Source organism: Maritimibacter alkaliphilus HTCC2654 (assembly GCF_000152805.1).
Taxonomy (GTDB): Bacteria; Pseudomonadota; Alphaproteobacteria; order Rhodobacterales; family Rhodobacteraceae; genus Maritimibacter; species Maritimibacter alkaliphilus.
This window is the reverse complement of sequence record NZ_CH902578.1, coordinates 25,996-49,551: the sequence shown is the minus strand read 5'-3', so window position 1 is coordinate 49,551 and position 23,556 is coordinate 25,996. Positions and strand designations below refer to the sequence as shown.

Here is a 23,556-nt window from a genome sequence, read left to right as displayed (position 1 = left end):
GCCGCTCGGATCAGTCCCGCCCGGCCCGCAGGATCGCGTCCGCCAGCCCCTCGGGATCGGTGAAACAGGCCTCGTGCGAGCCGCCGGTGGTCACCAGCCGGAACAGTCCCAGCTTTTCCGACAGACGCGGGTGCCACGGCATCGAATGCGGCAGCGCCGTATCCTCGACGCAGAGCACGTAGGATTTGCCGATCTCCATCTCGGCCGGGTTCTTCGAAAGCGAGATCGCGTCGGTGAAGGTGGCATAGGGATGCGGGTTCAGCATCGCGAAGGTCTCTTCCGCCCGCGCGAGGTCCGCATCGTTGATGAACGCTTCGCGCCAGATCGGAAAGGGCAGCATCACGGTGTTGTCCGCGCTGGCCTGCGACACCCCATCGAACAGCGCCACGTAATGCGGCGGCACCATGTCGTTCAGGCATTCGCCGTCGTTCGGCACGAAGGCGTTCCAGTAGACCAGCCGCCGAAGCCGCTCGGGCACCCGGTCCGCCACCCCGGTGATGACCATCCCGCCATAGCTGTGACCCAGAAGCACGACATCGCGCAGATCGTGCTCGTCGAGATAGTCCACGATCGACCCGATCGCCGCGTCCAGCCCCACGTCCTTGGACCCTCCGGGCAGGTTCCCGGCAATCGTCGGCAGATGCACCTCGTGCCCCGCCGCGCGGATCGGGGCCGCCACCGGCTCCAGCAGATCGCCCGTGTGCCAGGCCCCGTGAACCAAAACATATACCGCCATATCGTCCTCCCTTGATGATCCGGGCCGCGCTTGCGTCGCAGCCCCGTTCGGCGCAGCATGACCCTACGTGGGAGGAGGAACCACGACCATGGACACACGCGACGAAACCTGTGCCACAGGCGACGGACCGCGCCGGTGGGACTGGCGCGACGTCGGTGCGCGCGACGCCTTCGCCTATTACCGCGAGGGGGTCTGCGCGGCCTTCATGCCGCTCGCCGCCGAACTGGGGCGCGACCGGCACGCGGGCTTCCGCTTCGCCATCGCCTCGCACGACGTGGGCGGCGCCGTTCTGAACCATGTCCGCGCCACCGCCCACACGGTGACCAAGGGCGCGCGGGAGCTCGCCGCGTCGCCCGCCGAATGCTATTACCTCAACCTGCAACTCACCGGCGTCTGCCGCATCCGTCAGAACGGTGGCGAAATCGCGCTCCAGCGCGGCGATCTCGGGCTGTTCACCTCCGAGGCGATGGAGCTACGTCATGACGAGGCCCCCGACCTCGCCGTCGCCTCGCTCATGGTGCCGAAACCGGCGCTGGACGCCCGGTTGTCCGAGCGCCGCACGCGCTTCGACGGGCGGCCAAAGGCCCTGTCGCTGAACCCCGCCCTCGGCGCACTGGCGGCGGACAGCGCGGCCGCCCTGCTCGCGGCCCTCACGCAAGGCGCGCCCGCGCGCGCCGAACGGCTGCAATCCATCCTGCTCGACCTGACCGTCGAGGCCATGACACCGGACGACGCTGCCCCGGCCACCCGTGCCGCCACCCACCGCGCCCGCATCCTCACCGCCCTGAGCCGCCGCGCCTGCGACCCCGATTTCGACCTCGCCGCCTGCGCCGATGCCACCGCCCTCACCCCCCGCGCGATCCAGCGCGCTCTCGCGCAGACCGGCGATACGTTCTCGGACCTGCTCACCGACACCCGGCTCGCCACCGCGCGCCGCCTGCTCGCCGATCCGGCCCGCGCGCACCTGCCGATCGCGACGCTTGCCGCCGACGCGGGCTTTCGCGACCCGTCCCATTTCGGCCGCCTCTTCGCGACCCGCATGGGCACCAGCCCCGGCGCCTGGCGCAAAACGCAGACGACCCGCCACTGACCCGTCTCTTCTTCGTTTCCGGAAACCTCGGGGGTGGGCTTCATTTGCCTGCAAATGAAGCCAAGGGGGCTGGCCCCCTCACCGCTTCAAATCGCACGCGATTTGAAGCTCATGACGCGCGGGCGGCCCCGCCGCCCGCTCCGCTCGCTCAGTCGGACACTTTCTTCACGAAGGCGGACTTCAGGCCCATCAGCCCGATCCCCGGCACCTTGCAGTCGATGTCGTGATCGCCCGCCACCAGCCGGATGCCGCGCACCTTTGTCCCGACCTTCACGACCGCGGACGACCCCTTCACCTTCAAGTCCTTGATGACCGTCACGGTGTCGCCATCCGCCAGCACGTTGCCCACGCTGTCGCGCACCACCGCTTCGGCCTCGGGCGTCCATTCGTGGCCGCATTCGGGGCAGACGAGCAGCGCGTCCATCTCATAGGTGAATGTCGAGGCGCAGTCGGGGCACGGGGGCAAATGATCGGTCATGCGCCCGCCTACCCTGCCCGCCGACCCGGCGCCAGTGCGAATTGGACCATCCGGTTCATCCCGGCCGCATGTCCCCGGTCTCGATGAACCGCTGGTGCCAGCTCAGGCTTTCGGACGGAAGCTGCGGGGTCTGCAACCCATAGGCCCCGGCCCGCGCCCGGTCGTAGTAATCCTGCAAGCCGTCGCGGTAGTCGGGGTGCGCGCATTTCGCGATGATCGCCTCGGCGCGCTTTTTGGGCGAAAGCCCCCTCAGATCCGCCAGCCCCTGCTCGGTCACGATCACCTGCACGTCCTGCGTGATATGGTCCACGTGGCTCGCCTGCGGCACGATGGTCGAGATTTTGCCGCCCTTCGCCGTCGAAGGGCTGACGAAAAACGACAGGTAGGCGTTGCGCGCGAAATCCCCGCTCCCGCCGATGCCGTTCATGATCCGGCTGCCCATCACCAGCGTCGAGTTGATGTTGCCGTAGATGTCCGCCTCGATCATCCCGTTCATGCTGATGACGCCAAGCCGCCGGATGACCTCGGGGTGGTTGGAAATCTCGGTCGTGCGCAGGATCACCTTGTCGCGGTAATCGTCGAGCCCCGCCCAGAACCGCTTGGCCCCTTCCGGGCTGAGCGACAGCGCGGTGGTCGAGCAACTCAGAAGCTTACCGGAATCCAAGAGGTCCAGCATCCCGTCCTGCAAAACTTCCGTATAGGCGCGCATCCCCTCGAACCGGCTCTTCCGCAGTCCGTCGAGCACGGCGTTGGCCACGTTCCCCACGCCCGATTGCAGCGGCAACAGGCCCTCGCCCATCCGCCCCATGCGCACCTCGTGTTCCAGAAAGTCGACGATCAGCCCGGCGATGGCGCGCGACCCGTCGTCGATCGGCGTGAACGGCGTGTTGCGGTCCGGCAGGTCGGTCAGGACGATGCCCGCCACTTTCGCCGGGTCGCATCGGAACGTGGTCTGCCCGATCCGGTCGTCCGCATGGGTCATCGGGATCGGCACCCGGTTCGGTGGCAGCGCCGTGCCGTAGTAGATGTCGTGCATCCCCTCGAGCCGCATGTCGTGCCATGCGTTCACCTCGAGGATCACCTTGTCCGCACATTCGATCCAGGTCTTGTTGTTGCCCACGCTGGTCGCGGGGATGAGCGAGCCGTCCTCCTTGATCCCCGTCACCTCGATCACGGCGACATCGAGCTTTCCGAAGAACCCCTCCCACACCATCGGCGCGACGTGACTGAGGTGCATGTCGAGATAGTCGATCTCGCCCCGGTTGATCTTCTCGCGCCCCACGGGGTCCGAGTTGTAGGGCAGACGATATTCCACCGCATCGGCCCGACTGAGCGCGCCGTCGAGTTCCGGCCCCGTGCTCGCCCCGGTCCAGAGCTTGATGCGAAACGCCTCTCCCGCCGCGTGGGCCGCGTCGATCCGGGCTGCGAGCGCGGGGGGGATCGCCTTGGGATAGCCCGACCCGGTGAAGCCAGACATCCCCACCGTATCGCCGGGGCGTATCAGCGCCGCCGCCTCGTCCGCAGACATGACCCTGTCCCGCAGGGCCCGATGCCCGATCCGTTCCATCGCCGTCACGTGTTTCTCCTTGTTCGCGCTTACCAAAGGTCTCGCGCAGCCTGCCCCTAACCATGCAGCGGGGCCGTGACCTGAATCAAAGGCCGGCCTGTGCATGGTGCAGTTTACGTGTCGTCACGAAAGGGGACATCACCGAGGCGCCAGAGGTCGGACGGCCCGGACACAGCCCGCAAGTCACCCGCCGCCACCGCTTCACGCACCGACCCCACGTTCCGCTTGCGCTCAGACCCCGGCCCCCTAGGCTCACCCGAAACCGGGACAGGAGGGACACATGGGCACGCCGCATATATCCGAGATCAAGACCATCAAGCCGGAGTGGATCGACTATAACGGTCACCTCAACATGGCGTTCTACAACGTGTTGTTCGACAATGCGGCGGATGATTTCTATCCCGAGATCGGCTTCGGTCCCGAGTATCTGAGCGAGCGGAATTTCACGACCTATACGGCCGAATTCCACATCTGCTACCTGCGCGAATTGCACCTCGACGCTCGCGTGCGGGTCCATAGCTGGCTGCTCGACTTCGACGAGAAACGCTTTCACACCTATCAGGAAATCCACCACGAAGACGGCTGGATCGCGGCCACCGGCGAGGCGTTGGGGCTGCATATCGACATGAGCGGGCCGAAGGTGGCACCGATGCCGACTGACGTCTACGAACGTCTTGAAAAGTTTCACGAAAAGCACAGCGCCGACCCCTGGCCGGAACGTGCCGGCCGCGGCATCGGGATCAAGCGGAAAGGGTAGTTTTCCGCCGCAAACGGCGCAGGCGCGGAACCTCGCTTGGACTTTCCCGTTCCGAATCTGCTACGTGGGCGCAGGTTCAGTGGAGACATGCCTTGCAACGCTATGAATACAACGTCGTCCCCGCCCCCAGAAAAGGCAAGAAAGCCAGAGGGATAAAGGGCGCCGAGGCCCGGTTCGCCCATGCGCTCGCCGAATGCATGAACGAAATGGCCGCCGACGGCTGGGAATACCTGCGCACCGACACCCTGCCGTCCGAAGAACGCGCCGGGATCACGGGGCGCGCCACGGTATTTCAGAACATGCTGGTGTTCCGTCGCGCCGTCAGCGCCGAAGCGGCGGGTATCGGGCGCCGGCTGGACGAGATGTCGGGCGACGCGATTCCGCGTCTTCCGTCCGCGACCGAAGCCAACACGGTGGCCGAAGCCGCCGAGGGTGCGGCCCTGATCGACAAGATCGAGGACAGTTCAGAGACGTCCGAGGACAAGAAGGACGCGACCCCACCGATCACCGCTGCCTGATTAGCCGGAAATCTCGAGCGCAAGCGCATGGATCTTGGCCATCAGATCGGGCCCCAGCGCGGCGTGCACCGCGCGGTGACGCGCCACGCGCGACTGGTCGGCGAAGGCATCGGCCTCGATCTTCACCCGGAAGTGGCTTTCGCCTGATCCGTCGTCACCGGCGTGGCCCGCATGGCGGTGGCTTTCGTTGATGACCTCGAGCGTGCGGGGCTGGAACGCCGCCTCAAGCGCCGTTCGGATTTCGTCTTCGCGCGCCATGATCCCTCCTACCGTCGTAAACACGACATCGTCAGACAAGTTTTTCAGCGGACCACCGCCTTTTTGCCGCTGGTCCCTTCTCATGAGACGAAAATCATCTAAACTCCCTTGTCCGAGTCGAAAAGAGTGGGTTCATGGATAAGAGCAGCGATCCTTTCGGTTTTGACATTTCGGTGTCGGCCTCGAAGAAAAAGAAGACGCGCGGCAAGCGTGGCATGTCTGGTGCGTTCGAAACCTCGACGCGCGTGTGCGAGCATCCGGGATGCGAGGAACAGGGTCAGTACCGTGCCCCGCGCAGCCCCGATCACCTCGACGAATACCTGTGGTTCTGCAAGGACCATGTGCGCGAGTACAATCTGAAATGGAATTTCTTCAACGGCGCGACCGAAGAGGAAATGGACGAACAGGCCAACAAGGACCGGGTGTGGGAGCGTGAGACGCAATCCTTCCGCTCGGCTGCCGAACAGCGCGCCTGGTCGCGTCTGGGCGTGGACGACCCGCATCAGGTGCTGGGGGCCAACGCGACCCAGAACCCCGGCAAGGCGGCGAGCGGCACGCGGCGTCTGCCGCCCACGGAACGCCGTGCGATCGAGATTCTCGATGCCAAGGACAACTGGACCAAGGCCGAGGTGCGCAAAGCCTACAAGGCGCTCATCAAGGTGCTTCACCCCGATATGAACGGGGGCGATCGCAGCCAGGAAGAACAGTTGCAGGAAGTCGTCTGGGCCTGGGACCAGATCAAGGAAAGCCGCAACTTCAAGTAAGGTCCGGCGTGGGGGCTGGCTACAACACCCCCTCCGTTTCGATATGCACGACCTCGCCGCAGTGCTTGCAATGCACCGCGTCCGGGTCATGCAGGAGCAGACCGCAGTTGGAACATTCGCAGCGCACTTTGGCGGGGCGGAACAGGGCCGTCGCAAGGCGCAGGAACAGCGTGATCCCCACGATCATCACCAGCACGGCGAGCATTCGCCCGGCCGTGCCGTTGAGCGTGATGTCACCGAAGCCCGTCGTCGTCAGGGTCGTGACGGTGAAGTAGAGTGCGTCGGCGTAATTTCCGATCTGCGGGTTCTGGGGATATTGCGTGGCATAGATCAGGCCCGTCATCACGAACAGGAACACGATCAGGTTCACCGTCGCCAGAAGCACCTGTTCGTGTTCCTTGAAGAACGCGAAGTCCTGCCGCAGGCGGGCGGTGAGTTGGTAGGTGTGCAGAAGCCTGAGCGTGCGCAGGATACGCAGGAACCCGAAGCCTTCGCCCGCGATGGGGGCGAGGAAGCTGACCATCGCCACGATATCGGTCCAGGTCGAGATGCGGCGGAAATGCTGCCACTTGTTTCGGGCCGCGATCACATGGGCCACGAAGTCGGCTAGGATGACGACGCCGATCACCATGTCGATGGTCTCGATGATGCGGCCGTGGTCGAAAAACGACGTCACGATCACGAACAGGATCGTCGCGATGTCGAACGCCAGCAGGCCATAGCGGAACCGGTGCGCGCGGTCGCTCGTGCCCTCGTAAAGTTCGCGAAGTCTGGCCTGCATCGACGCCCCTTTCCGCACCGATCAAATCAGCGCAGGCGGGCGGTGGCAAGGTCGGGGGTCGGGTGCGGCGGACCGGGGGACGGGACAGACATATCGGCCCGCCGCTGGGACCGCGCCAACTGGGTCGGCACGGCCCGTTTCAGGCCCGTCACGAGGACGGGGCGAATGTCAGGCTGACGCCATTCAGACAATGCCGCTTGCCGGTCGGTTCCGGCCCATCGTCGAAGATGTGCCCCAGATGCGACCCGCAGCGTGAACAGTGGCACTCGGTCCGAACCGCAAACAGCTTGCGGTCGTCCTTGGTGCCGATCGCGCCCGGCAGGTTGTCGTAAAAGCTCGGCCAGCCCGTGCCGCTCTCGAACTTCGTCTCGGACGAATAAAGCGGCTGGTCACAACCTTTGCAGTGGAAGATGCCCGCGCGGCGCTCGTCGTTCAGCGGCGAAGTGAAGGCGCGTTCCGTCCCTTCCTCGCGCATCACGCGAAACTCGGCGTCGGTGAGCATGGCGCGCCATTCGTCTTCGCTGCGCGTCACCTCGTAGGTCACGCCCGCCTTGCCGGCGAGCGCCGGGGTGGCCATCACGGCCAGTGCGGTTGTCAGGAATGAGCGGCGTTTCATGGGTCCTCTCCAATGGTTGTGCGCGTCTTGGGCAGGCAGGGGGCGCAACTGCTGCCATGCGCCCCCTGCCCTCTGCTCGATGCCCCCGGATTACATCGCGGGCAGTAGAACTTCGTCGATCACGTGGATGACGCCGTTCGACTGGTCGACATCGGCGATGGTGACGGTCGCAGTGCGACCGCGCTCGTCTTCGAGCATGATCGTGTCGCCGTCATAGGTGGCTTGCAGGGTGCAGCCGCCGACGGTCGGAACCGGGTGGGTGCCGCCATCGTCATCGACCATGCCCTTGATCGCATCGGCCATCGCATCGGCCGCGACCACGTGACAGGTCAGCACCTTGGTCAGCATGTCCTTGTTCTCGGGCTTGAGCAGGTTCTCGACCGTGCCCGCCTGAAGGTTCTCGAACGCGGCGTTGGTCGGCGCGAACACGGTGAACGGACCGGGGCCGGACAGCGTTTCGACAAGGCCGGCGGCCTGAACGGCGGCGACGAGCGTCGTGTGATCCGCCGAATTCACCGCGTTCTCGACGATGGTCTTGTCCGCGAACATCGGCGCGCCGCCGACCATCGGGTTCTCGGCGGCGAAGGCGCCACCGGCGGTCACGGCAAGTGCGGCCGTCGCGGTCAGGATCTTGGTATGAAGCATGTGTTTTCTCCCTATGTGTCAGTGTGTCCCGGTCCGTGTTGGCCGGGATTACTGAAAGCCACGGAACGGCGCGGGAGAGAGTTTCAGGCCCCCGAAATTTTTTTGTCGATTTTTTCCGAAACGCCCGGTTTTCCCCGGTGTTCAGGGCGTTCGTGGCGCGCCGCCCAAACGAAAAAGGGGGCCGGTGGCCCCCCTGCTCCGTGTCGTTGCGGCGACGTCAGAGCGTTTCGACCGCCCCGGTCGCGATCACCGGACCCGTGGGCGCCCCCGTGGGCGAGCCGCCCGGCGGTTCGACCGAGATGGCCAGCACCGCCCCATCGAGTTGCGCGGCGATGTCCTGAGACACCGGAAGGCGCGCGGGTGCTGCATCGGGCAGCACACCCATGGAGACGGGCGCATTGTCGCCCGCGATCAGCCACAGCTCGCGCACGGTGCCCGCATCGGGCGCGCCGCTTTCGGGTCGCACGAACAATTCGTTCGTCTCGCCGTCAAAACCGGCCGCGAAGATGAGCGTGCCGTCATCGCCCGCCAGATCGATGTGATAAACCGGGTTCGCAGGCGGCTGCACCCCGGTCACCACCGGGAAGAACACCAGCATGACCGCCAGCGCGGCGGCGAGAATCCCGGGAATACCCGCGAGCATCCAGCGCGGACCGCGCGCCCCGGCGAAAAGCCGTCTGTCGATCCCGCGCCAGACCTTCGCGGGCGGTGGCACCGCTTCGACCTCGTCGGCGAGGCCCGCGAAATCCTCCTGCCACGACAGGACGAGCGCGGCGAGCCGTGGCTCACGCGTGAGCCGCGCCTTGAAGGCGGCGGCCTCGTCCATCGACATCAACCCAAGCACGTATTCACCGGCTAGGGCGCGGTCGTCTTCTGGCAGTTCGGTCTCGGTCATCCTTCGAGACATTCCCTCAGTTTTATCAGGCTGCGGCGCAGCCAGGTTCGCATCGTGTTCAACGGCACGTCGAAGTGCCGGGCGAGATCCGCGTAGGAGTCGCCGTCGAGATAGGCGCGGCGCACAGCGTTCGCGCGGTCCGGCTCGAGCGTGTCGAAACACGCCTCGACCCGTTGCGCTTCGGACGCGGCGACAGCCTGTGCCTCAGGCCCCGGCCCCTTGTCCGGCATGAAGGCGAGCGCATCGTCACCCTCGGTGCTCTTGCGCGCGCGCAGCCGGTCGATCGCGTGGTTCCGCGCGATCGTGATAAGCCAGGTCATGGGGCTTGCACCCCCTGTGGCGTAGCGTTTCGCGCCCTTCCAGACCTTGACGTAGATCTCTTGCAGCGCGTCTTCGGCTTCGCTCCTGTCCTTCAACACACGCAAGGTGACGCCGAAAAGTTTCGCCGAAGTATGGTCATAGAGATTTTGGAAAGCGGCCCGATCACCTAGGGCACAACGCGCGATCCATGTATCTATCTCGTCGCGTGTCGCCATGCTGCCCCTTCTACTCTGGAAACTACCTTACGCAAATTCCCCCTCCACGCAATCAAATGGGGCGTTCGGCCCCTTTTCCTCGCCCGTCATTCCTTTATGGTGCCGCTTCAGACGAAATGACCGGACAAAGGACCTCCGATGGCTGACGGAACCACTGACATCAACGCGAAACCGACCGAAGATGTTTCGGTGCGCGAGGTGTTCGGCATCGACACCGACATGAAGGTCAGGGCCTTCGCCGACCGGTCCGACCGGGTGCCGGAGCTGGATTCGACCTACAAGTTCGATCCCGACACGACGCTCGCGATCCTCGCGGGCTTCTCGCACAACCGCCGTGTGATGATCCAAGGCTACCACGGCACCGGCAAATCGACGCATATCGAACAGGTCGCCGCGCGGCTGAACTGGCCTACGGTGCGCGTGAACCTCGACAGCCACATCAGCCGGATCGACCTGATCGGGAAAGACGCGATCAAACTGAAGGACGGCAAGCAGGTCACCGAGTTTCACGAGGGCATCCTGCCCTGGGCGCTGCGCAACCCCGTCGCCATCGTGTTCGATGAATACGACGCGGGCCGCGCTGACGTGATGTTCGTGATCCAGCGCGTGCTGGAGCATGACGGCAAGCTGACGCTGCTCGACCAGAACGAGATCATCACGCCGAACAAATTCTTCCGCCTGTTCGCCACGTCGAACACCGTAGGCTTGGGCGACACGACCGGGCTGTATCACGGGGTCCAGCAGATCAACCAGGCGCAGATGGACCGCTGGTCGCTGGTCGCGACCCTGAACTACCTGCGCCACGACGCCGAGGCGGCCATCGTTCTGGCCAAGGCCCCGCATTACAACACCGAAAAGGGCCGCAAGCAGGTGGGCCAGATGGTGACCGTCGCGGACCTGACGCGCACGGCGTTCATGAATGGCGATCTGTCCACGGTGATGAGCCCCCGGACCGTCATCAACTGGGCGCAGAACGCCGAGATTTTCCGCGATGTGGGCTATGCCTTCCGCCTGACGTTCCTCAACAAATGCGACGAGCTTGAGCGGCAGACGGTGGCCGAGTTCTACCAGCGGTGTTTTGACGAGGAATTGCCGGAAAGCGCCGCCAACGTGGCGATCGTCTGACCGGGCGGCCCATATTGGGGGCCTGCCGGGTTCCGGGTGAGTTGAGGATGGAAGAGTGACCGACGGAGTGCCTGAAACGACCCAAGCGGTCGCCACGCCCGCCTCGCCGAAGCCGGACGATACACCCGACACCGAAAAGCTGCCGATCCGCTTGGTCATGACCAAGGGCGGCATGTTCCGGGCGGTCTCGACCGCCGGGCACCTGCTGCACCTCGCCGAACAGGATGGCCACGATGTCGTCGTGCGCTGGCCCGAGAGCGTCTACAAAGACCCCGAGATGCGGGGCGACCCGTGGGAATATTTCTTCGAGCCGCCGATGACCGACTATGCGGGGCCGATCGGGAAGCTCACCGGCATCAACTCGCTGTATCCGGGCACCGTCACCTCGACCGAGCACATCTTTTCGCCGCGTATCTTTCGCGGAATCGCCGAGTCGCAGGATCTGCCCAAAGACCGGCATCTGGGCCACAGCATCCTGACCAAGTTCATCCGTCCGAAAGCCTATGTCCGCGCCATGGCCGACGATTTCCAGACGGCGTTCCTGAACCGGCCCTTCGTGGGGCTGCACCTGCGCGGGCCGGGGCGTCTGCACGGTGGCGCCGATGTGATGCGCGACCTGCTCCAACCCGGTGAGCCGATCCCTTACAAGTTCTACTTCAAGGCCGTGCGCCGGGCGCTTCGGCAGAACCGGCGCGCGCTGGTCTTTGCCTGCTCCGACTCGCAGGACGTGATCGACCGCGTGCGGCGGGAATTCGGCAAACGCGTCGTGACCTATCCCTCGACACGGTCGCGTTTCGGGGAAATGCACGAAAGCCACCCCGAGAACGAAGGCGCGGTGTACTCGCCGTTCAAACTGGGCCTCGACGTGCTGGTCGAGGCCATGCTGCTCGCCCGCGCGCGCCACTTCGTGCACGGCAATTCGAACGTGTCGAACTACGTTCTCTGTGCCGCACCGGACATGCCGAGCACCTTTGTCTATGAGCCGATCATGGGCAAATACAAGGAACGGATGCGCGCCGAGCTGGCCCAGCAAAAGCAGGCCGCCAAGGGCTGAGCCGCCTGCCCTTCCGCCTGAGGACGGCGGCAGGGAGTGATCGGCCGCGCACGGATCACGCGGTTGTCCCGCCGCCCTTCTGGTTTCTGCGTGTCCTATGCGCAACAGGACTTTGACCATTCGATCAAAAGAAACCTACCGAAACCAAATCCTTATGAGTCGCGTTGCGTTCGTAACGTCAGGCACGCGCGGCAAATTTATCATTCTTTCAGAAATGCGTGCTTGATTGGCACATATTTTCTGGAAAGCTCAAAACATGAGCAGAATGAAAACAATCTTGCAGGCCGGTCTTGCGACCCTGCTGCTCCCGTCGGCTCTCACCGCCGGCACCAGCGATCTGGTTCGGCAGTTCGCCTCCTGCACCGGGCGGTTCTCTGCACAGATGGAGTTTCAATGGCTCCTCGGTGATCCCGCAGCGGACCGGACGCAGGCGGAACGCGCCGCCATGATCTCGCTTCTCGAAGCGGTCGTGCCACCGGAAGACCGTCGTTTGGCGCTTGCCACGCGGATCGAGGCGAAACATGCCCAGAACGTCCTTCTGACCCGAGCGCATTTCAACGCCGACAGCGCGGATGCGGCTTGGGCGACGGAACGGGCGGCGGTCGAGATCGGGAGTTGTCGGGCGCTGATCCTGTCCTAGGGCTCTGCGCCGGATGCGAAAGACCCGCCACGATGGGCGGGTCTTAGGTCGTTCTCGTCAGGATGCCTGACCTCAGGCCGCTTTCGCCTGATCTTCGGCGCGGGCCGCCATGGTGGCATTCGCCCACCACACCAGATCGTCGAGCATCGCGGTCGCGGAGGGTGCAAGCACCTCGTCCACCTCGGACATCGGGCCGTCCTGCCCCATCGGGTGAACCTTCATCAATTCGCCACCGCCAAGGTGCACGGCGTGCCGGATCGGCGCCATCTGAAGCTCGACACCGATGCCGCGCAGATGCTCGACCGCGCGCGCCGCGCCGACGCCACCATAGCCCATCGCGGCCATCGGCTTGTGCACCCATTCGACATAGGCCTGATCGAGCGCGTTCTTCAGCGCGCCGGTGATCGAGTGGTTGTATTCGGCGACGAGGAAGATGTAGCCGTCGAATTCAGCGATTTTCTTCTGCCATTTCAGGACGTTCGGATCCTGCGACGGCGCCCACATGTTCGACGCGACCTCGTTGAAGAGCGGCAGGTCATAGTCGCGCAGGTCGACGAGTTCGACGTCGATATCGGTGCGGGCCTGAGCCTTTTCCAGAAGCCAAGCGGCGGGTTTGTCGGCGAAACGCGTCTCGCGCGTCGAACCGATGATGAGGGCGATACGGGGTTTGGTCATGATCTCTCTCCAGAGGATGATGTCTGTTCTGACCTCAATCTGATCGCACAGTGACCCCCTTTCAATCGGTGGATTGGTGCGCAAATGCGCAGACTCTGTGCGACGTCAGGCAATCGCGTCGCACGGCGCGTCACGGCTTGCCCCCGCCCTGACCCGGTGATTTAACTCTGCCATGGCCAAGAGTTCCGACAACCCCGCCGACCCGTTCAAAAAGGCCCTCGCCGAGGCGACCAAGGTGATGGCGGACGACCATGATCTTCAGGTGACCTATTCGGTCGACCCGTCGGGCACGTCGGGCGATACGATGCGCCTGCCGCAAGTCACCCGCCGCATGTCGCGCGACGAAGTTCTGCTGGCGCGGGGCACCGCCGATGCGCTCGCCATGCGTCACAAGTTCCACGACACCGCGACCCACGCCCGCTATGCGCCATCGGGCGACATGGCCCGCGCGATCTACGAGGCGATGGAAACCGCCCGATGCGAGGCGATGGGCGCGCGCGTCATGCCCGGCACGGCGTCGAACATCGACCACAAGATCGCGGATGACGCGATGAAACGCGGCTACGTGGGGATCACGCAGCAGACCGACGCGCCGCTGGCAGAAGCCGCCGGGTATTTCGTGCGCAACGCCGCCACGGGCCGCGATCTGCCGCTGGGCGCGTCCAACGTGCTCGATCTGTGGCGCGACTTCATCGAAGGTCAGGCCGGCGACACGTTCGAAGACCTTCAAGACAAGCTGAACGATCAGTCGACATTCGCCAAGTTCACGCGACAGGTCATCGACGATCTGGGTTACGGCGACCAGTTGGGCGATGACCCCGACGACAACATGGACGACGACTCGGACGATCAGGCCGAGGAGGACGAAGACCAGCAGGATCAGGAAGAAGGGCAGGACGAAAGCACGGAAGAGGACGAGTCCGGTGCGACGCCCGAACAGGAGCAGGAACAGCAGCAGGACGAAAGTCAGGCTCAGGTCTCGATGGACGAACTGTCGGACGAGGAAATGGGCGACGAGGCCGAACTGCCCGATGCCGACGCCCCGCACGAACCGCCGCCCCCGCCCCCGGCCTCCGAAGCCGATCCGAACTACAAGGTGTTCTTCTCGGACCATGACGAGGAAATCTCGGCCGAGGATCTGGCCGAACCTGCCGAGCTCGAACGCCTGCGCGCCTATCTCGACCAGCAACTCGAACCGCTGAAAGGCGCGGTCGGACGGCTGGCCAACAAGCTGCAACGCAGGCTTCAGGCCCAGCAGAACCGGTCGTGGGAATTCGACAAGGAAGAGGGCGTGCTGGACGCCGGGCGCCTTGCGCGCGTCGTCGCGAACCCGACCACGCCGCTGTCGTTCAAGATCGAAAAGGACATGGAATTTCGCGATACGGTCGTGACGCTGCTTCTGGACAACTCCGGCTCGATGCGCGGTCGCCCGATCTCCATCGCCGCGATCTGCGCCGACGTGCTCGCCCGCACGCTGGAACGCTGTGACGTGAAGGTCGAGATTCTCGGCTTCACCACCCGCGCGTGGAAGGGCGGCCAGAGCCGCGAAAAATGGCTGGCCGATGGGCGCCCGCAAGCCCCCGGTCGTCTGAACGACCTGCGCCACATCATCTACAAATCCGCCGACGCGCCGATGCGGCGCACCCGCACGAACCTTGGCCTCATGATGAAAGAGGGCCTGCTGAAAGAGAACATCGACGGCGAGGCGCTGGAATGGGCGCACAAGCGGCTCGTGGGCCGCCCCGAGGCGCGCAAGATCCTCATGGTGATCTCGGACGGTGCGCCCGTGGACGACTCGACGCTTTCGGTGAACCCCGCGAATTACCTTGAAAAGCACCTGCGCGACGTGATCGCGATGGTCGAGAAGAAGAAGTTCGTCGAACTGCTCGCCATCGGGATCGGCCATGACGTGACGCGTTATTACGACCGGGCGGTGACCATCACCGATGTCGAACAACTCGCCGGGGCGATGACCGAACAGCTCGCCGCGCTTTTCGACAGCGACCCCCGCGCCCGAGCGCGGATCATGGGCATTCGGAAAGCCTCCTGATGTTTCAGACCTTCGAGACTTCGTCAGACCCGACCAAGGGCGCGGCCCGGCTGGAGCGGCTGCGCGCCGAGATGGCCGCGGACGGGCTGGACGGGTTCTTCGTCCCGCGCGCCGACGCCTATCAGGGCGAATACGTGGCCGATTGCGACGCGCGGCTCGCGTGGCTCACCGGGTTCACGGGCTCGGCCGGGTTCTGCATCGCGCTTGGCGATCAGGCGGGCGTCTTCGTCGACGGGCGCTACCGCAATCAGGTGCGCGGACAGGTCGATCTTGCCGCCTACACCCCCGTCGACTGGCCCGAAGTGAAGCCGGGCGTCTGGCTTGCCGAGCGGCTGGACAAAGGGGCCAGGGTCGGGTTCGACCCGTGGCTGCACACGGCGGGCGAAATCGAGGCCATCGAAAAGGCGCTGCGCGGCAAAGGCATCGAACTGGTTCAGACCGACAACCTCGTCGACCGGATATGGGAGGATCGTCCGGCCCCGCCCGCCGAACCGATCTTCGATCAACCGATCGAGTTCGCGGGCAAGACCACCGTCGAAAAACTCGCCGCCGTGGTCGAGACGCTGAAATCCGAGGGCCAGCAGGCCGCGGTTCTGAGCGCGCCGGATTCGATCTGCTGGCTTCTGAACATCCGCGGCGCCGACATTCCGCGCGTGCCCGTGATGCAGGCTTTCGCCATCGTGACCGACGAGGGGCGCTGCCTTGTCTTCACCGAACCCACCCGCCCGCTCGATGGGATCGCGCCCTTCGGCGACGAAGTGGCGTTCACGGATATCGCGGAATTCGCCGAGGCTCTTTGCGATCTCATCGGCCCGGTGCGCGTCGACAAGGCGACCGCGCCCATCGCCGTCTCGCGCATTCTCGACGCCGAAGGCATCGCGGTGGATTGGGGTCAGGACCCCTGCGCCCTGCCCAAAGCCCGCAAAAACCCGGCCGAGCTTGAGGGCGCCCGCGCGGCCCATCTGCGCGATGCCGCCGCTTTGGTCGAGTTCCTGACGTGGTATGACGCCACCGCGCCGCTTGGCGGGCTGACCGAGATCGACCTCGTGACCGAACTGGAAACCCAGCGCCGGGCGTCCAACGAATTGCGCGACATCTCGTTCGATACGATCTGCGGGTCAGGGCCGAACGGCGCGATCATGCATTACCGCGTGACGCGGGAGTCGAACCGGACGCTGGAAACCGGCGACCTTGTCGTGCTCGACAGCGGCGCGCAGTATCTGGACGGCACGACCGACATCACCCGCACCCTGCCCGTGGGCGACGTCGGGGACGACGAGCGCGCGGCCTTCACCCGTGTTCTCAAGGGGATGATCGCGATCTCCCGTGCGCGCTTCCCGCGCGGCGTGGCTGGCGCACATCTGGATGCGCTGGCGCGCTATCCGCTTTGGCTCGCGCATCAGGATTTCAACCACGGCACCGGGCATGGCGTCGGGTCTTATCTCTCGGTCCACGAAGGCCCGCAGCGGCTATCGCGCGTCTCGGACGTGCCGTTCGAGCCGGGGATGATCCTGTCGAACGAGCCGGGCTATTACCGCGACGGCGCCTTCGGCATCCGCATTGAAAACCTGATCGCGGTCACCGAAGCTCAGCCCCTGCCCGGCGGCGACGATCGCGATTTCCTCGCCTTCGAAACGCTGACTTTCGTGCCCATCGACCGCCGCCTGATCCTGACGGACATGCTGGAGGCGGGCGAACGCGCCTGGCTCGACGCCTATCACAAGACCTGCCTCGAAAAACTCTCGGGCCGCGTTTCGGCCCCCGCGCACCTTTGGCTGACCAAGGCCTGTGCGCCACTTTGACACAGAACATTCATGCAAAACCTGCTAGGCTCCGCCCGGCAGGGACAGGGAGACGCGCATGGCCGACCACATCAAGATCCGCAAAGCCACCGGGAAGTGGGTTGTGCGTGCCGGCGGCGCCGTGCTGGGCGAAACCCAGAACGCGCTCGAACTGATCGAGGGCGACTATGCCCCGGTGATCTACTTCCCGCGCGAAGACATCGCCATGTCCTTCCTCGACGCCTCGGACACCAAGACGCACTGCCCGTGGAAGGGCGACGCGTCCTATTATTCGATCCCGACGAAATCGACCGTCATCAAGGACGCGGCATGGTCCTATGAGGACCCGAAGGACGACATGGCCCAGATCAAGGGCTACCTCGCCTTCTACACCGACCGGGTCACCGTCGAGGAACTCTGAACTGTCTGCGGTGTGGGCCTAAGCCCCGCGTGCCTGACGGATACGCGCGCCCGAACGCCTGATCAAGTGGGCGACCGAAGGGCCGCGCGCTCACGAATGTTCTTCGATCGCCGCGTCCGACAGCTTCTTGTTGAACGCCTTCAGCGCATCCACGTGATGCAGCGCACCCCAAAGTTCCGGCCCCTCGCCTTCGCCCGTGATGGTCACGACGGGGATGAAGGGCGTGCCGGTCTTCTCGAAAATCGGCATCGCCGCGTCGAGCGTCGCGTTGCCGTCGATATAGACCCCGTCCTCGATCAGCTCCCAACAGGCATCCTCGCCCGCCGCGCGCGGGTCTTCCTTCTTGCGCATCACGCTGGCCACCCGAAGCGTCGCCAAAAGCCACGCCTCTGGCCCGGCCGCGAGTTTCACGCCCCGTCGTGCCAGTTGCGTGAGAAAGAACGACATATCGACGAGCCGGGTCGAAATCGCGGTCGAGATCGACACCGCGACCATGACGGCCAGCCCGGTCTGCCAGTCGCCCGTCAATTCGAACACGATAAGCGTGGTCGAAATCGGCGCGCCCAGAACCGCCGCCGCGACCGCCCCCATCCCGGCGAGCGCGTAAAGCGTTTCGCTTCCCGACACTTCGGGGAAGACGGCCGTCGCGATCAATCCATAGGCAAGGCCGGTCAGCGCCCCCACCATCAGCGCCGGGGAAAACACGCCGCCGCCCATGCGCCCCGCCATCGTGATCGACACGGCCACCACCTTGAGCACGGTAAAGACCACGGCTTCGTGCAGGACCAGTTCCCCGGTCAGGGCGCGCGACGTCGTCTCATACCCCACGCCGATGATGTGCGGGAACGCGATGGCGATTCCCCCCAGCATCAACCCCGCGATGGCCGGGCGCAGAACACGTGGCAGGTTGATGCGTTTCTGAAGCCAATTCCCGAAGTCGTCGGACAGGAAAATCGCGCGCATCAGGGCGACCGCGACCACACCGGCCACCACGCCCAGCAGCAGGAACGCGGGCAATTCGACATAGAACGCCAGCCCGCCCTTTTGCGGCAGGACGAACTCGGTCACGCCACCGAATTCGAGCCGGTTGATGACCGTCCCCGCAACCGATGCGATGGCGATGGGCGCGAAGGCATGGACGGCGAAGTGGCGCAGCACGACCTCCAGCGCGAAAAGCGCCCCCGCGATGGGCGCGTTGAAGCTGGCCGAAACCGCAGCGGCGACCGCACATCCGAGGATCTCGCGGGCCGTGACCCCGCTCGCTTCGATCCGGACCGAAACCCAGGTGGCCATGACGGCGGCAAGGTGAACGACAGGCCCTTCGCGCCCGGACGATCCGCCCGCCGAGAGCGTGATGAACGAGGCGAGGGCCGAGCCGAGGCCCGCGCGTTTCTCGACCCGCCCTTCCCACATGGCCGCACCTTCGATCACGTCCGCGACCGAGCGCACGCGCCCGTCGTTGGTCGTCCAGTTCAGGATGAAACCGACGATCAGACCCCCGGCGGCGGGCAGGACGAGGATCAGAAACCACGGCAGGGTTTCCGCGAAACTGTGCAGATGCGCCACGTCATCGGTGCCGTAAAGGAACGCCTGCAATCGTTCGATGCCGAGACGGAAGAACAGGGCGGCGAACCCGGCCGCGATCCCGATGATAAGCGCGATGACCCAGAACTGCGCCTGCCCCGGCCCCTTTTCGCGGATCAGTGCGAGTGAGCGGGCGCGGTAATCATTGGCGGCGGAGAATTGCCGCTTTACCGCTTTTCTCAACGACACTGTGTTTCCATCCTCGCCCCCGCCTTTTTTTCATTTGGGCGTTTCTATAACTTGGGCCGGACTTCAATGGGGGTAAGGGCATGGCCTTCGATGCCGCATTTTCCGAGCTTGCGACCGTTCTAGGGGATCGCTTGAGCCGGTCCAAGTCCGATCTGGACGCTCATGGCGGCTCCGAGACGCATTTCGCGCTCGCCCCGCCCGATGCCGTCGCCTATCCGCAATCCACCGAAGACGTGTCGCGCATCCTGGCGATCTGCCATGCGCATGGCGTGCCGGTGATCGCCTATGGGGCGGGCACCTCTCTCGAAGGGCATACGAGCGCGATCCGGGGCGGCGTGACGCTGGATTTTTCACGGATGGCGGACATCCTAACGATCAATCAGGGCGACATGGACGTGGTCGTGCAACCGGGCCTCACGCGTGAGGATCTGAACCGCGAGTTGCGCGCCACAGGCCTGTTCTTCTCGGTCGATCCCGGCGCCAATGCGAGCGTCGGGGGCATGGCCGCCACGCGGGCCTCCGGCACCACCACCGTGCGCTACGGAACCATGCGCGACAACGTGCTCGCGCTCCAGGTCGTGCTGGCGGACGGCCGCGTGATCCGCACCGGGACACGGGCGCGTAAATCGTCGTCCGGCTATGACCTGACGGGCCTGTTTCTGGGCTCCGAAGGGACGCTGGGCATCATCACCGAACTCACCCTGCGTCTGAACGGGCAACCGGAGGCGATTTCGGCGGGCATCTGCGCTTTCGACCGGATGAGCGATGCGGTCGAAGCGGTCGTGGCGGTGATTCAGATGGGTCTGCCGATGGCCCGGATCGAGTTTCTGGATGCCGATGCCGTGCGTGCCGTGAACGCCTATTCCGGCAGCGAGGTGCGCGAGACGCCGCATCTGTTCGTCGAATTCCATGGCTCGCAGGCAAGTGTCGCCGAGGACGCCGAACGGTTCGGCGAAATCGTCGCGGATTTCGGGGCCTCGGGGGTCGAAGTCGCGACCAAGCCCGAGGATCGCTCGGCGCTCTGGACGATGCGTCACCATGCCTATTGGGCCTGTCTGGGCCTGAAACCCGGCGCGACCGCCGTGGTCACCGATGTCTGCGTGCCGATCTCGCATCTTGCGCAGGCGGTCGAGGAAACGCAGGCCGATATCGCCGCTTCGATCATCGACGGGCCGATCCTGGGCCATGTCGGCGACGGGAACTTCCATGCCATCCTGCTCGTTGACCCGGCCCAACCCGCCGAACTGGAAGCGGCCAAATCGCTGGCCGCCCGCATGAACGAAAGGGCGCTACGCCTTGGCGGGACCGTGACCGGCGAGCACGGGATCGGGATGGGCAAGCTTGCGTATATGGAGGCGCAGCACGGCGACGCATGGGACGTGATGACAGACATCAAGACCGCGCTGGACCCGAAGGGCATCCTGAACCCGGGCAAGGTGGTTCGCGGCTGACGACCGACCGCATCAAGTGGATCTGGGACGGCACGCTCGACTGGGCGCATCGCCGTTTGCCGCCCGGCGTGCGCCTGTTGTTCGGCGTGCTTCTGATGATCGGCGGCGTCTTCGGCTTTCTGCCCGTTCTGGGGTTCTGGATGATCCCCTTGGGCGCCGCCGTGGCGTGGTTCGACGTCAAACCGATCTGGCACTGGGTCACCCGGCGCAATCGCGAGTGAAAGGAAGATTGCACTTTTCGAACATCCAAAGCCGGAAAAGTTCGAAATGTGAAAGTTTCAGATCAGTAATCGAACATTTCAGCCCAAAAGGCTCTTGGCAGCGGCGCGCGCCTCTTCGGTGATGACATCGCCCGAGATCATGCGCGCGATTTCATCCACACGATCGCCTGCATCCAGCGGCGTGACCCGAGACAGCGTCACATCGTCCTCGACGGCCTTCGCCACCCGCCAGTGATGGGCACCTAGGGCCGCGACCTGCGGGGAATGGGTCACGACAAGCACCTGACCGCCCTCGTCGGCAAGGCGTTTCAACCGCCGTCCGACCGCATCGGCCGTCGCCCCGCCGACGCCCCGGTCGATCTCGTCGAAGATCATGGTCAGCCCCTCGGCCTCTTTCGTGAGGCACACCTTCAAGGCCAGCAGAAAGCGGCTCAATTCGCCGCCGGATGCGATCTTGTTCAGCGGGCCGGACGGCGCGCCGGGGTTGGTCGCGACCGTGAAGGTCACGGCATCGCGCCCCTCAGGGCCGGGGTCCGTCTCCGACATCTCGGTCGTGAACACCGCGCGTTCCATCTTGAGCGGCGCGAGTTCTGCCGACATGGCGGCATCCAGGCGTGTCGCGGCCTCGGCCCGTGCGTTGCTGAGTGCCCCCGCGGCCGTGTCATAGGCCGCGCGGGCGACGGACAGCGCCTTGCGCAGGTCGGCTATGTCGCCCTCGCCCTTGTCCAGCGCGGCCAGCTTGTCGCGGATGTCGCCCGCGAAGGCCCCAAGATCGTCCGGCGCGACCGCGTGCTTGCGCGCGAGCGCCCGGATCGCGAACAGCCGTTCTTCGACCCGCTCCAACTCACCGGGATCGAAGGCGAGCGCGTCGAGCGCCTGTTCCACCCCCTGCGTCGCCTCACCCAGTTCCACAAGCGCGCGGTTCAGCGCCTCGATCGCGGGATCGAGCGCCTCGCCCGCCTTGTCGGCCACCCCTTCGAGCCAGCGCAGCGCGTCGCCCATGCGGCCCTCGGCCCCCTCGCCCGGCCCGAGCGCCTCGGCGGCGCGTGTCACATCCTCGCCGATCCGCTGGCCTGTCTGCATCATGCGGCGACGCGCGTCGAGGTCCGCATCCTCGCCGGGTTGCGGGTCGAGCGCCTCGAGCTCGCCCGCCGCGTGGCGCAGAAAGTCCTCTTCCTCCCGCGCCGCCGCCAGCCGGGCCTCGGACGCCGACAAAGCCTTGCCCGCGTCCGACAACGCCCGCCACGCGGCCCGGACCTCGGCCACCTGCGTGTCCAGCCCGCCGAACTGGTCGAGCAGAAGCCGGTGGGTGCGCGGGTTGAGCAGGCCCTTGTCGTCCTGCTGGCCGTGAAGCTCCACCAGCGTATCGGACAGCGCCCGCAGAACGTCGCCAGAGGCGCGGCGGTCGTTGATCCACGCGCTTTTCGTGCCGCCCGTGCGGTTCACCCGCCGCAGGATCAACTCGTCGGAGCGCGGAATCCCCGCCTCGTCCAGCACCGCGTGGGCCGCGTGATCGTCAGGCAGGGCGAAGACCGCCGTCACCTCGCCCTCGTCCGCGCCCTGCCGCACCAGATCGGCACGCCCGCGCCAGCCGAGCACGAAGCCAAGACTGTCGAGAAGGATGGATTTGCCCGCCCCGGTTTCACCGGTCAACACGTTCAGACCCGGCCGGAACTCAAGCTCCAGCCGGTCGATGATAAGCATGTCCCGGATGTCGAGGCTGACGAGCATAGGCGGTTGGGGCTAGAGCCACTCACCCCTGACCATCTGGCGGTAGATCGCGGAGAGCCAGTTGTTGCCCTTGGACTGCGGTTTCAGCCCGTTCTTGGTCAGCAGGTTGTAGCTGTCCTGATACCATTCGGTCGACTGGTAGTTGTAGCCGAGGATCGCGCCCGCCGTTTCCGCCTCGTCCGAGAGACCGAGCGAAACGTAGCTTTCCACCAGTCGGTGCAGCGCCTCGGGCGTCTGGGTCGTGGTCTGGAACTGCTCCACCACCACGCGGAACCGGTTCACGGCAGCGGCGTAATGCTTGCGCTTGAGGTAATAGCGGCCGATTTCCATCTCTTTCGCGGCGAGGTGGTCATAGGCAAGGTCGAACTTGAGGATCGCGGAACGCGCGTATTCCGTGTCCGGATACAGCTCGATCACGTCGCGCAGGGCTTGCAGCGCCTGATAGGTCAGGCCCTGATCGCGACCCACGTCTTCGATCTGGTCGTAGTAGCTGAGAGCGAGAAGATAGGTCGCATACCCTGCGTCCTCATCCCCCGGATAGAAGTCGACGAACCGCTGCGCGGCGGCGCGGGCCAATTCGTATTCGCCATCCTTATGGTGCGCGAAGGCCTGCATGATGAGGGCGCGCTTGGCGAGTTGGGTGTAAGGGTATACCCGCTCGACTTCGCCGAACCACTTGGCGGCTTCGTCGTAATCGTTGTTTTCGAGATCGTATTCGGCGCGGGCATAGATCTGCTCGGCCGTGTAATCCTCGATCGGTTTCGTTTCGCGGTCGTCCCCGAAGAGGTTGCTGAACGCCGTGCCCAGGCCCGTGCCCGAACAACCGGCCAGCGTGACAACCAGCGCCAGTGTGGTCGCGCCCTTGAGGAGCCGTGCCACCGTCCTGCCCTGTCGCTGTTCGTGCATATCCCCCGCCTACCCCATCGCAACTGATTCACCGGATTGCAGATCCCGGTCTCGCGTTGGGACTTTTCCTAGCACATAAATTTTCCG

Annotated in this window: 25 protein-coding genes; 12 read left to right on the top strand and 13 right to left on the bottom strand. The window is 65.1% G+C overall.

Annotated features, from left to right (window positions below):
• Nucleotides 1-10: 10 nt before the first annotated feature.
• Nucleotides 11-736 carry an alpha/beta hydrolase gene (locus RB2654_RS01280; protein ID WP_008327813.1) on the bottom strand — a complete coding sequence of 242 codons (726 nt, stop codon included), beginning with the start codon at nucleotides 734-736 and terminating at the stop codon, nucleotides 11-13.
• A gap of 88 nt (nucleotides 737-824) precedes the next feature.
• Here RB2654_RS01280 and RB2654_RS01275 point away from each other — a divergent pair, with 88 nt between their 5' ends.
• Entirely contained in the window at nucleotides 825-1,826 is a 1,002-nt protein-coding gene (locus RB2654_RS01275; RefSeq protein WP_008327812.1) for an AraC family transcriptional regulator, read from the top strand.
• A gap of 148 nt (nucleotides 1,827-1,974) precedes the next feature.
• Here the strand turns inward: RB2654_RS01275 and RB2654_RS01270 are convergent, their stop codons facing one another.
• Both RB2654_RS01270 and scpC read right to left on the bottom strand, forming a co-directional pair.
• On the bottom strand, nucleotides 1,975-2,304 hold the full coding sequence (locus tag RB2654_RS01270; protein WP_008327811.1) for a zinc ribbon domain-containing protein YjdM: 330 nt from the start codon (nucleotides 2,302-2,304) through the stop codon (nucleotides 1,975-1,977).
• A gap of 55 nt (nucleotides 2,305-2,359) precedes the next feature.
• Nucleotides 2,360-3,871 carry a succinyl-CoA:acetate CoA-transferase ScpC gene (scpC, locus tag RB2654_RS01265; protein ID WP_008327810.1) on the bottom strand — a complete coding sequence of 504 codons (1,512 nt, stop codon included), beginning with the start codon at nucleotides 3,869-3,871 and terminating at the stop codon, nucleotides 2,360-2,362.
• A 280-nt stretch (nucleotides 3,872-4,151) separates the two neighbouring features.
• Between scpC and RB2654_RS01260 the strand changes: the two genes are divergently transcribed.
• On the top strand, nucleotides 4,152-4,628 hold the full coding sequence (locus RB2654_RS01260) for a thioesterase family protein (RefSeq protein ID WP_008327809.1): 477 nt from the start codon (nucleotides 4,152-4,154) through the stop codon (nucleotides 4,626-4,628).
• 92 nt (nucleotides 4,629-4,720) lie between these two features.
• Nucleotides 4,721-5,146: a DUF4177 domain-containing protein gene (locus RB2654_RS23640; RefSeq protein WP_008327808.1), complete on the top strand. Its 426-nt coding sequence runs from the start codon at nucleotides 4,721-4,723 to the stop codon at nucleotides 5,144-5,146.
• On the opposite strand, the gene RB2654_RS01250 is transcribed toward RB2654_RS23640, so the two are convergent.
• Nucleotides 5,147-5,404, bottom strand: coding sequence for a BolA family protein (locus tag RB2654_RS01250; RefSeq protein ID WP_008327807.1), 258 nt, complete (start codon nucleotides 5,402-5,404; stop codon nucleotides 5,147-5,149).
• Nucleotides 5,405-5,538: 134 nt separating this feature from the next.
• Here RB2654_RS01250 and RB2654_RS01245 point away from each other — a divergent pair, with 134 nt between their 5' ends.
• A complete protein-coding gene (locus tag RB2654_RS01245; RefSeq protein WP_008327806.1) occupies nucleotides 5,539-6,168 on the top strand; it encodes a J domain-containing protein in 630 nt (209 codons plus the stop codon).
• Between the two features lie 19 nt (nucleotides 6,169-6,187).
• Here RB2654_RS01245 and RB2654_RS01240 read toward each other — a convergent pair whose 3' ends face one another.
• From RB2654_RS01240 to RB2654_RS01220, 5 genes are all read right to left on the bottom strand, one after another.
• Nucleotides 6,188-6,949, bottom strand: coding sequence for an ion transporter (locus RB2654_RS01240; protein WP_008327805.1), 762 nt, complete (start codon nucleotides 6,947-6,949; stop codon nucleotides 6,188-6,190).
• Between the two features lie 148 nt (nucleotides 6,950-7,097).
• Nucleotides 7,098-7,565, bottom strand: coding sequence for a peptide-methionine (R)-S-oxide reductase MsrB (gene msrB / locus RB2654_RS01235; protein WP_008327804.1), 468 nt, complete (start codon nucleotides 7,563-7,565; stop codon nucleotides 7,098-7,100).
• Nucleotides 7,566-7,655: 90 nt separating this feature from the next.
• Nucleotides 7,656-8,210: a fasciclin domain-containing protein gene (locus RB2654_RS01230; protein WP_008327784.1), complete on the bottom strand. Its 555-nt coding sequence runs from the start codon at nucleotides 8,208-8,210 to the stop codon at nucleotides 7,656-7,658.
• Between the two features lie 217 nt (nucleotides 8,211-8,427).
• Nucleotides 8,428-9,105 carry an anti-sigma factor gene (locus tag RB2654_RS01225; protein ID WP_008327782.1) on the bottom strand — a complete coding sequence of 226 codons (678 nt, stop codon included), beginning with the start codon at nucleotides 9,103-9,105 and terminating at the stop codon, nucleotides 8,428-8,430.
• Nucleotides 9,102-9,641 (bottom strand): sigma-70 family RNA polymerase sigma factor, encoded by a 540-nt coding sequence (locus RB2654_RS01220; RefSeq protein WP_008327781.1) that lies wholly within the window; start codon nucleotides 9,639-9,641, stop codon nucleotides 9,102-9,104. Before RB2654_RS01220 ends, RB2654_RS01225 begins: the two co-directional genes overlap by 4 nt.
• Before the next feature lie 138 nt (nucleotides 9,642-9,779).
• Between RB2654_RS01220 and cobS the strand changes: the two genes are divergently transcribed.
• The 3 genes from cobS (at nucleotide 9,780) to RB2654_RS01205 (ending at nucleotide 12,460) form a co-directional block, all read left to right on the top strand.
• Nucleotides 9,780-10,766: a cobaltochelatase subunit CobS gene (cobS, locus tag RB2654_RS01215; RefSeq protein ID WP_008327780.1), complete on the top strand. Its 987-nt coding sequence runs from the start codon at nucleotides 9,780-9,782 to the stop codon at nucleotides 10,764-10,766.
• A 55-nt stretch (nucleotides 10,767-10,821) separates the two neighbouring features.
• Nucleotides 10,822-11,820 (top strand): O-fucosyltransferase family protein, encoded by a 999-nt coding sequence (locus tag RB2654_RS01210; protein ID WP_008327779.1) that lies wholly within the window; start codon nucleotides 10,822-10,824, stop codon nucleotides 11,818-11,820.
• A 265-nt stretch (nucleotides 11,821-12,085) separates the two neighbouring features.
• Complete coding sequence (locus RB2654_RS01205) at nucleotides 12,086-12,460, top strand: hypothetical protein (RefSeq protein WP_008327778.1); 375 nt, start codon at nucleotides 12,086-12,088, stop codon at nucleotides 12,458-12,460.
• A gap of 72 nt (nucleotides 12,461-12,532) precedes the next feature.
• Here the strand turns inward: RB2654_RS01205 and RB2654_RS01200 are convergent, their stop codons facing one another.
• On the bottom strand, nucleotides 12,533-13,135 hold the full coding sequence (locus RB2654_RS01200; RefSeq protein ID WP_008327777.1) for an NADPH-dependent FMN reductase: 603 nt from the start codon (nucleotides 13,133-13,135) through the stop codon (nucleotides 12,533-12,535).
• 172 nt (nucleotides 13,136-13,307) lie between these two features.
• Here RB2654_RS01200 and cobT point away from each other — a divergent pair, with 172 nt between their 5' ends.
• The 3 genes from cobT to RB2654_RS01185 are packed head-to-tail and all read left to right on the top strand — an operon-like array spanning nucleotide 13,308 to nucleotide 17,387.
• Nucleotides 13,308-15,185, top strand: coding sequence for a cobaltochelatase subunit CobT (cobT, locus tag RB2654_RS01195; RefSeq protein WP_008327776.1), 1,878 nt, complete (start codon nucleotides 13,308-13,310; stop codon nucleotides 15,183-15,185).
• Nucleotides 15,185-16,987, top strand: a complete 1,803-nt coding sequence (locus RB2654_RS01190; protein WP_008327775.1) for an aminopeptidase P family protein — start codon at nucleotides 15,185-15,187, stop codon at nucleotides 16,985-16,987. Before cobT ends, RB2654_RS01190 begins: the two co-directional genes overlap by 1 nt.
• A gap of 58 nt (nucleotides 16,988-17,045) precedes the next feature.
• Nucleotides 17,046-17,387, top strand: coding sequence for a DUF427 domain-containing protein (locus RB2654_RS01185; RefSeq protein ID WP_008327774.1), 342 nt, complete (start codon nucleotides 17,046-17,048; stop codon nucleotides 17,385-17,387).
• Nucleotides 17,388-17,477: 90 nt separating this feature from the next.
• On the opposite strand, the gene RB2654_RS01180 is transcribed toward RB2654_RS01185, so the two are convergent.
• Complete coding sequence (locus tag RB2654_RS01180; protein WP_008327773.1) at nucleotides 17,478-19,160, bottom strand: chloride channel protein; 1,683 nt, start codon at nucleotides 19,158-19,160, stop codon at nucleotides 17,478-17,480.
• Between the two features lie 80 nt (nucleotides 19,161-19,240).
• Here RB2654_RS01180 and RB2654_RS01175 point away from each other — a divergent pair, with 80 nt between their 5' ends.
• Nucleotides 19,241-20,611 carry an FAD-binding oxidoreductase gene (locus RB2654_RS01175; protein ID WP_008327772.1) on the top strand — a complete coding sequence of 457 codons (1,371 nt, stop codon included), beginning with the start codon at nucleotides 19,241-19,243 and terminating at the stop codon, nucleotides 20,609-20,611.
• 68 nt (nucleotides 20,612-20,679) lie between these two features.
• On the top strand, nucleotides 20,680-20,832 hold the full coding sequence (locus tag RB2654_RS23635) for a hypothetical protein (RefSeq protein ID WP_187432397.1): 153 nt from the start codon (nucleotides 20,680-20,682) through the stop codon (nucleotides 20,830-20,832).
• Between the two features lie 78 nt (nucleotides 20,833-20,910).
• Here the strand turns inward: RB2654_RS23635 and recN are convergent, their stop codons facing one another.
• Together recN and RB2654_RS01160 are read right to left on the bottom strand one after the other, a co-directional pair.
• Nucleotides 20,911-22,563, bottom strand: coding sequence for a DNA repair protein RecN (recN, locus tag RB2654_RS01165; protein WP_008327770.1), 1,653 nt, complete (start codon nucleotides 22,561-22,563; stop codon nucleotides 20,911-20,913).
• A 12-nt stretch (nucleotides 22,564-22,575) separates the two neighbouring features.
• The gene (locus RB2654_RS01160) at nucleotides 22,576-23,469 is read right to left on the bottom strand and encodes an outer membrane protein assembly factor BamD (protein WP_008327768.1); all 894 of its coding nucleotides are present in this window, start codon (nucleotides 23,467-23,469) and stop codon (nucleotides 22,576-22,578) included.
• Between the last annotated feature and the right edge of the window lie 87 nt (nucleotides 23,470-23,556).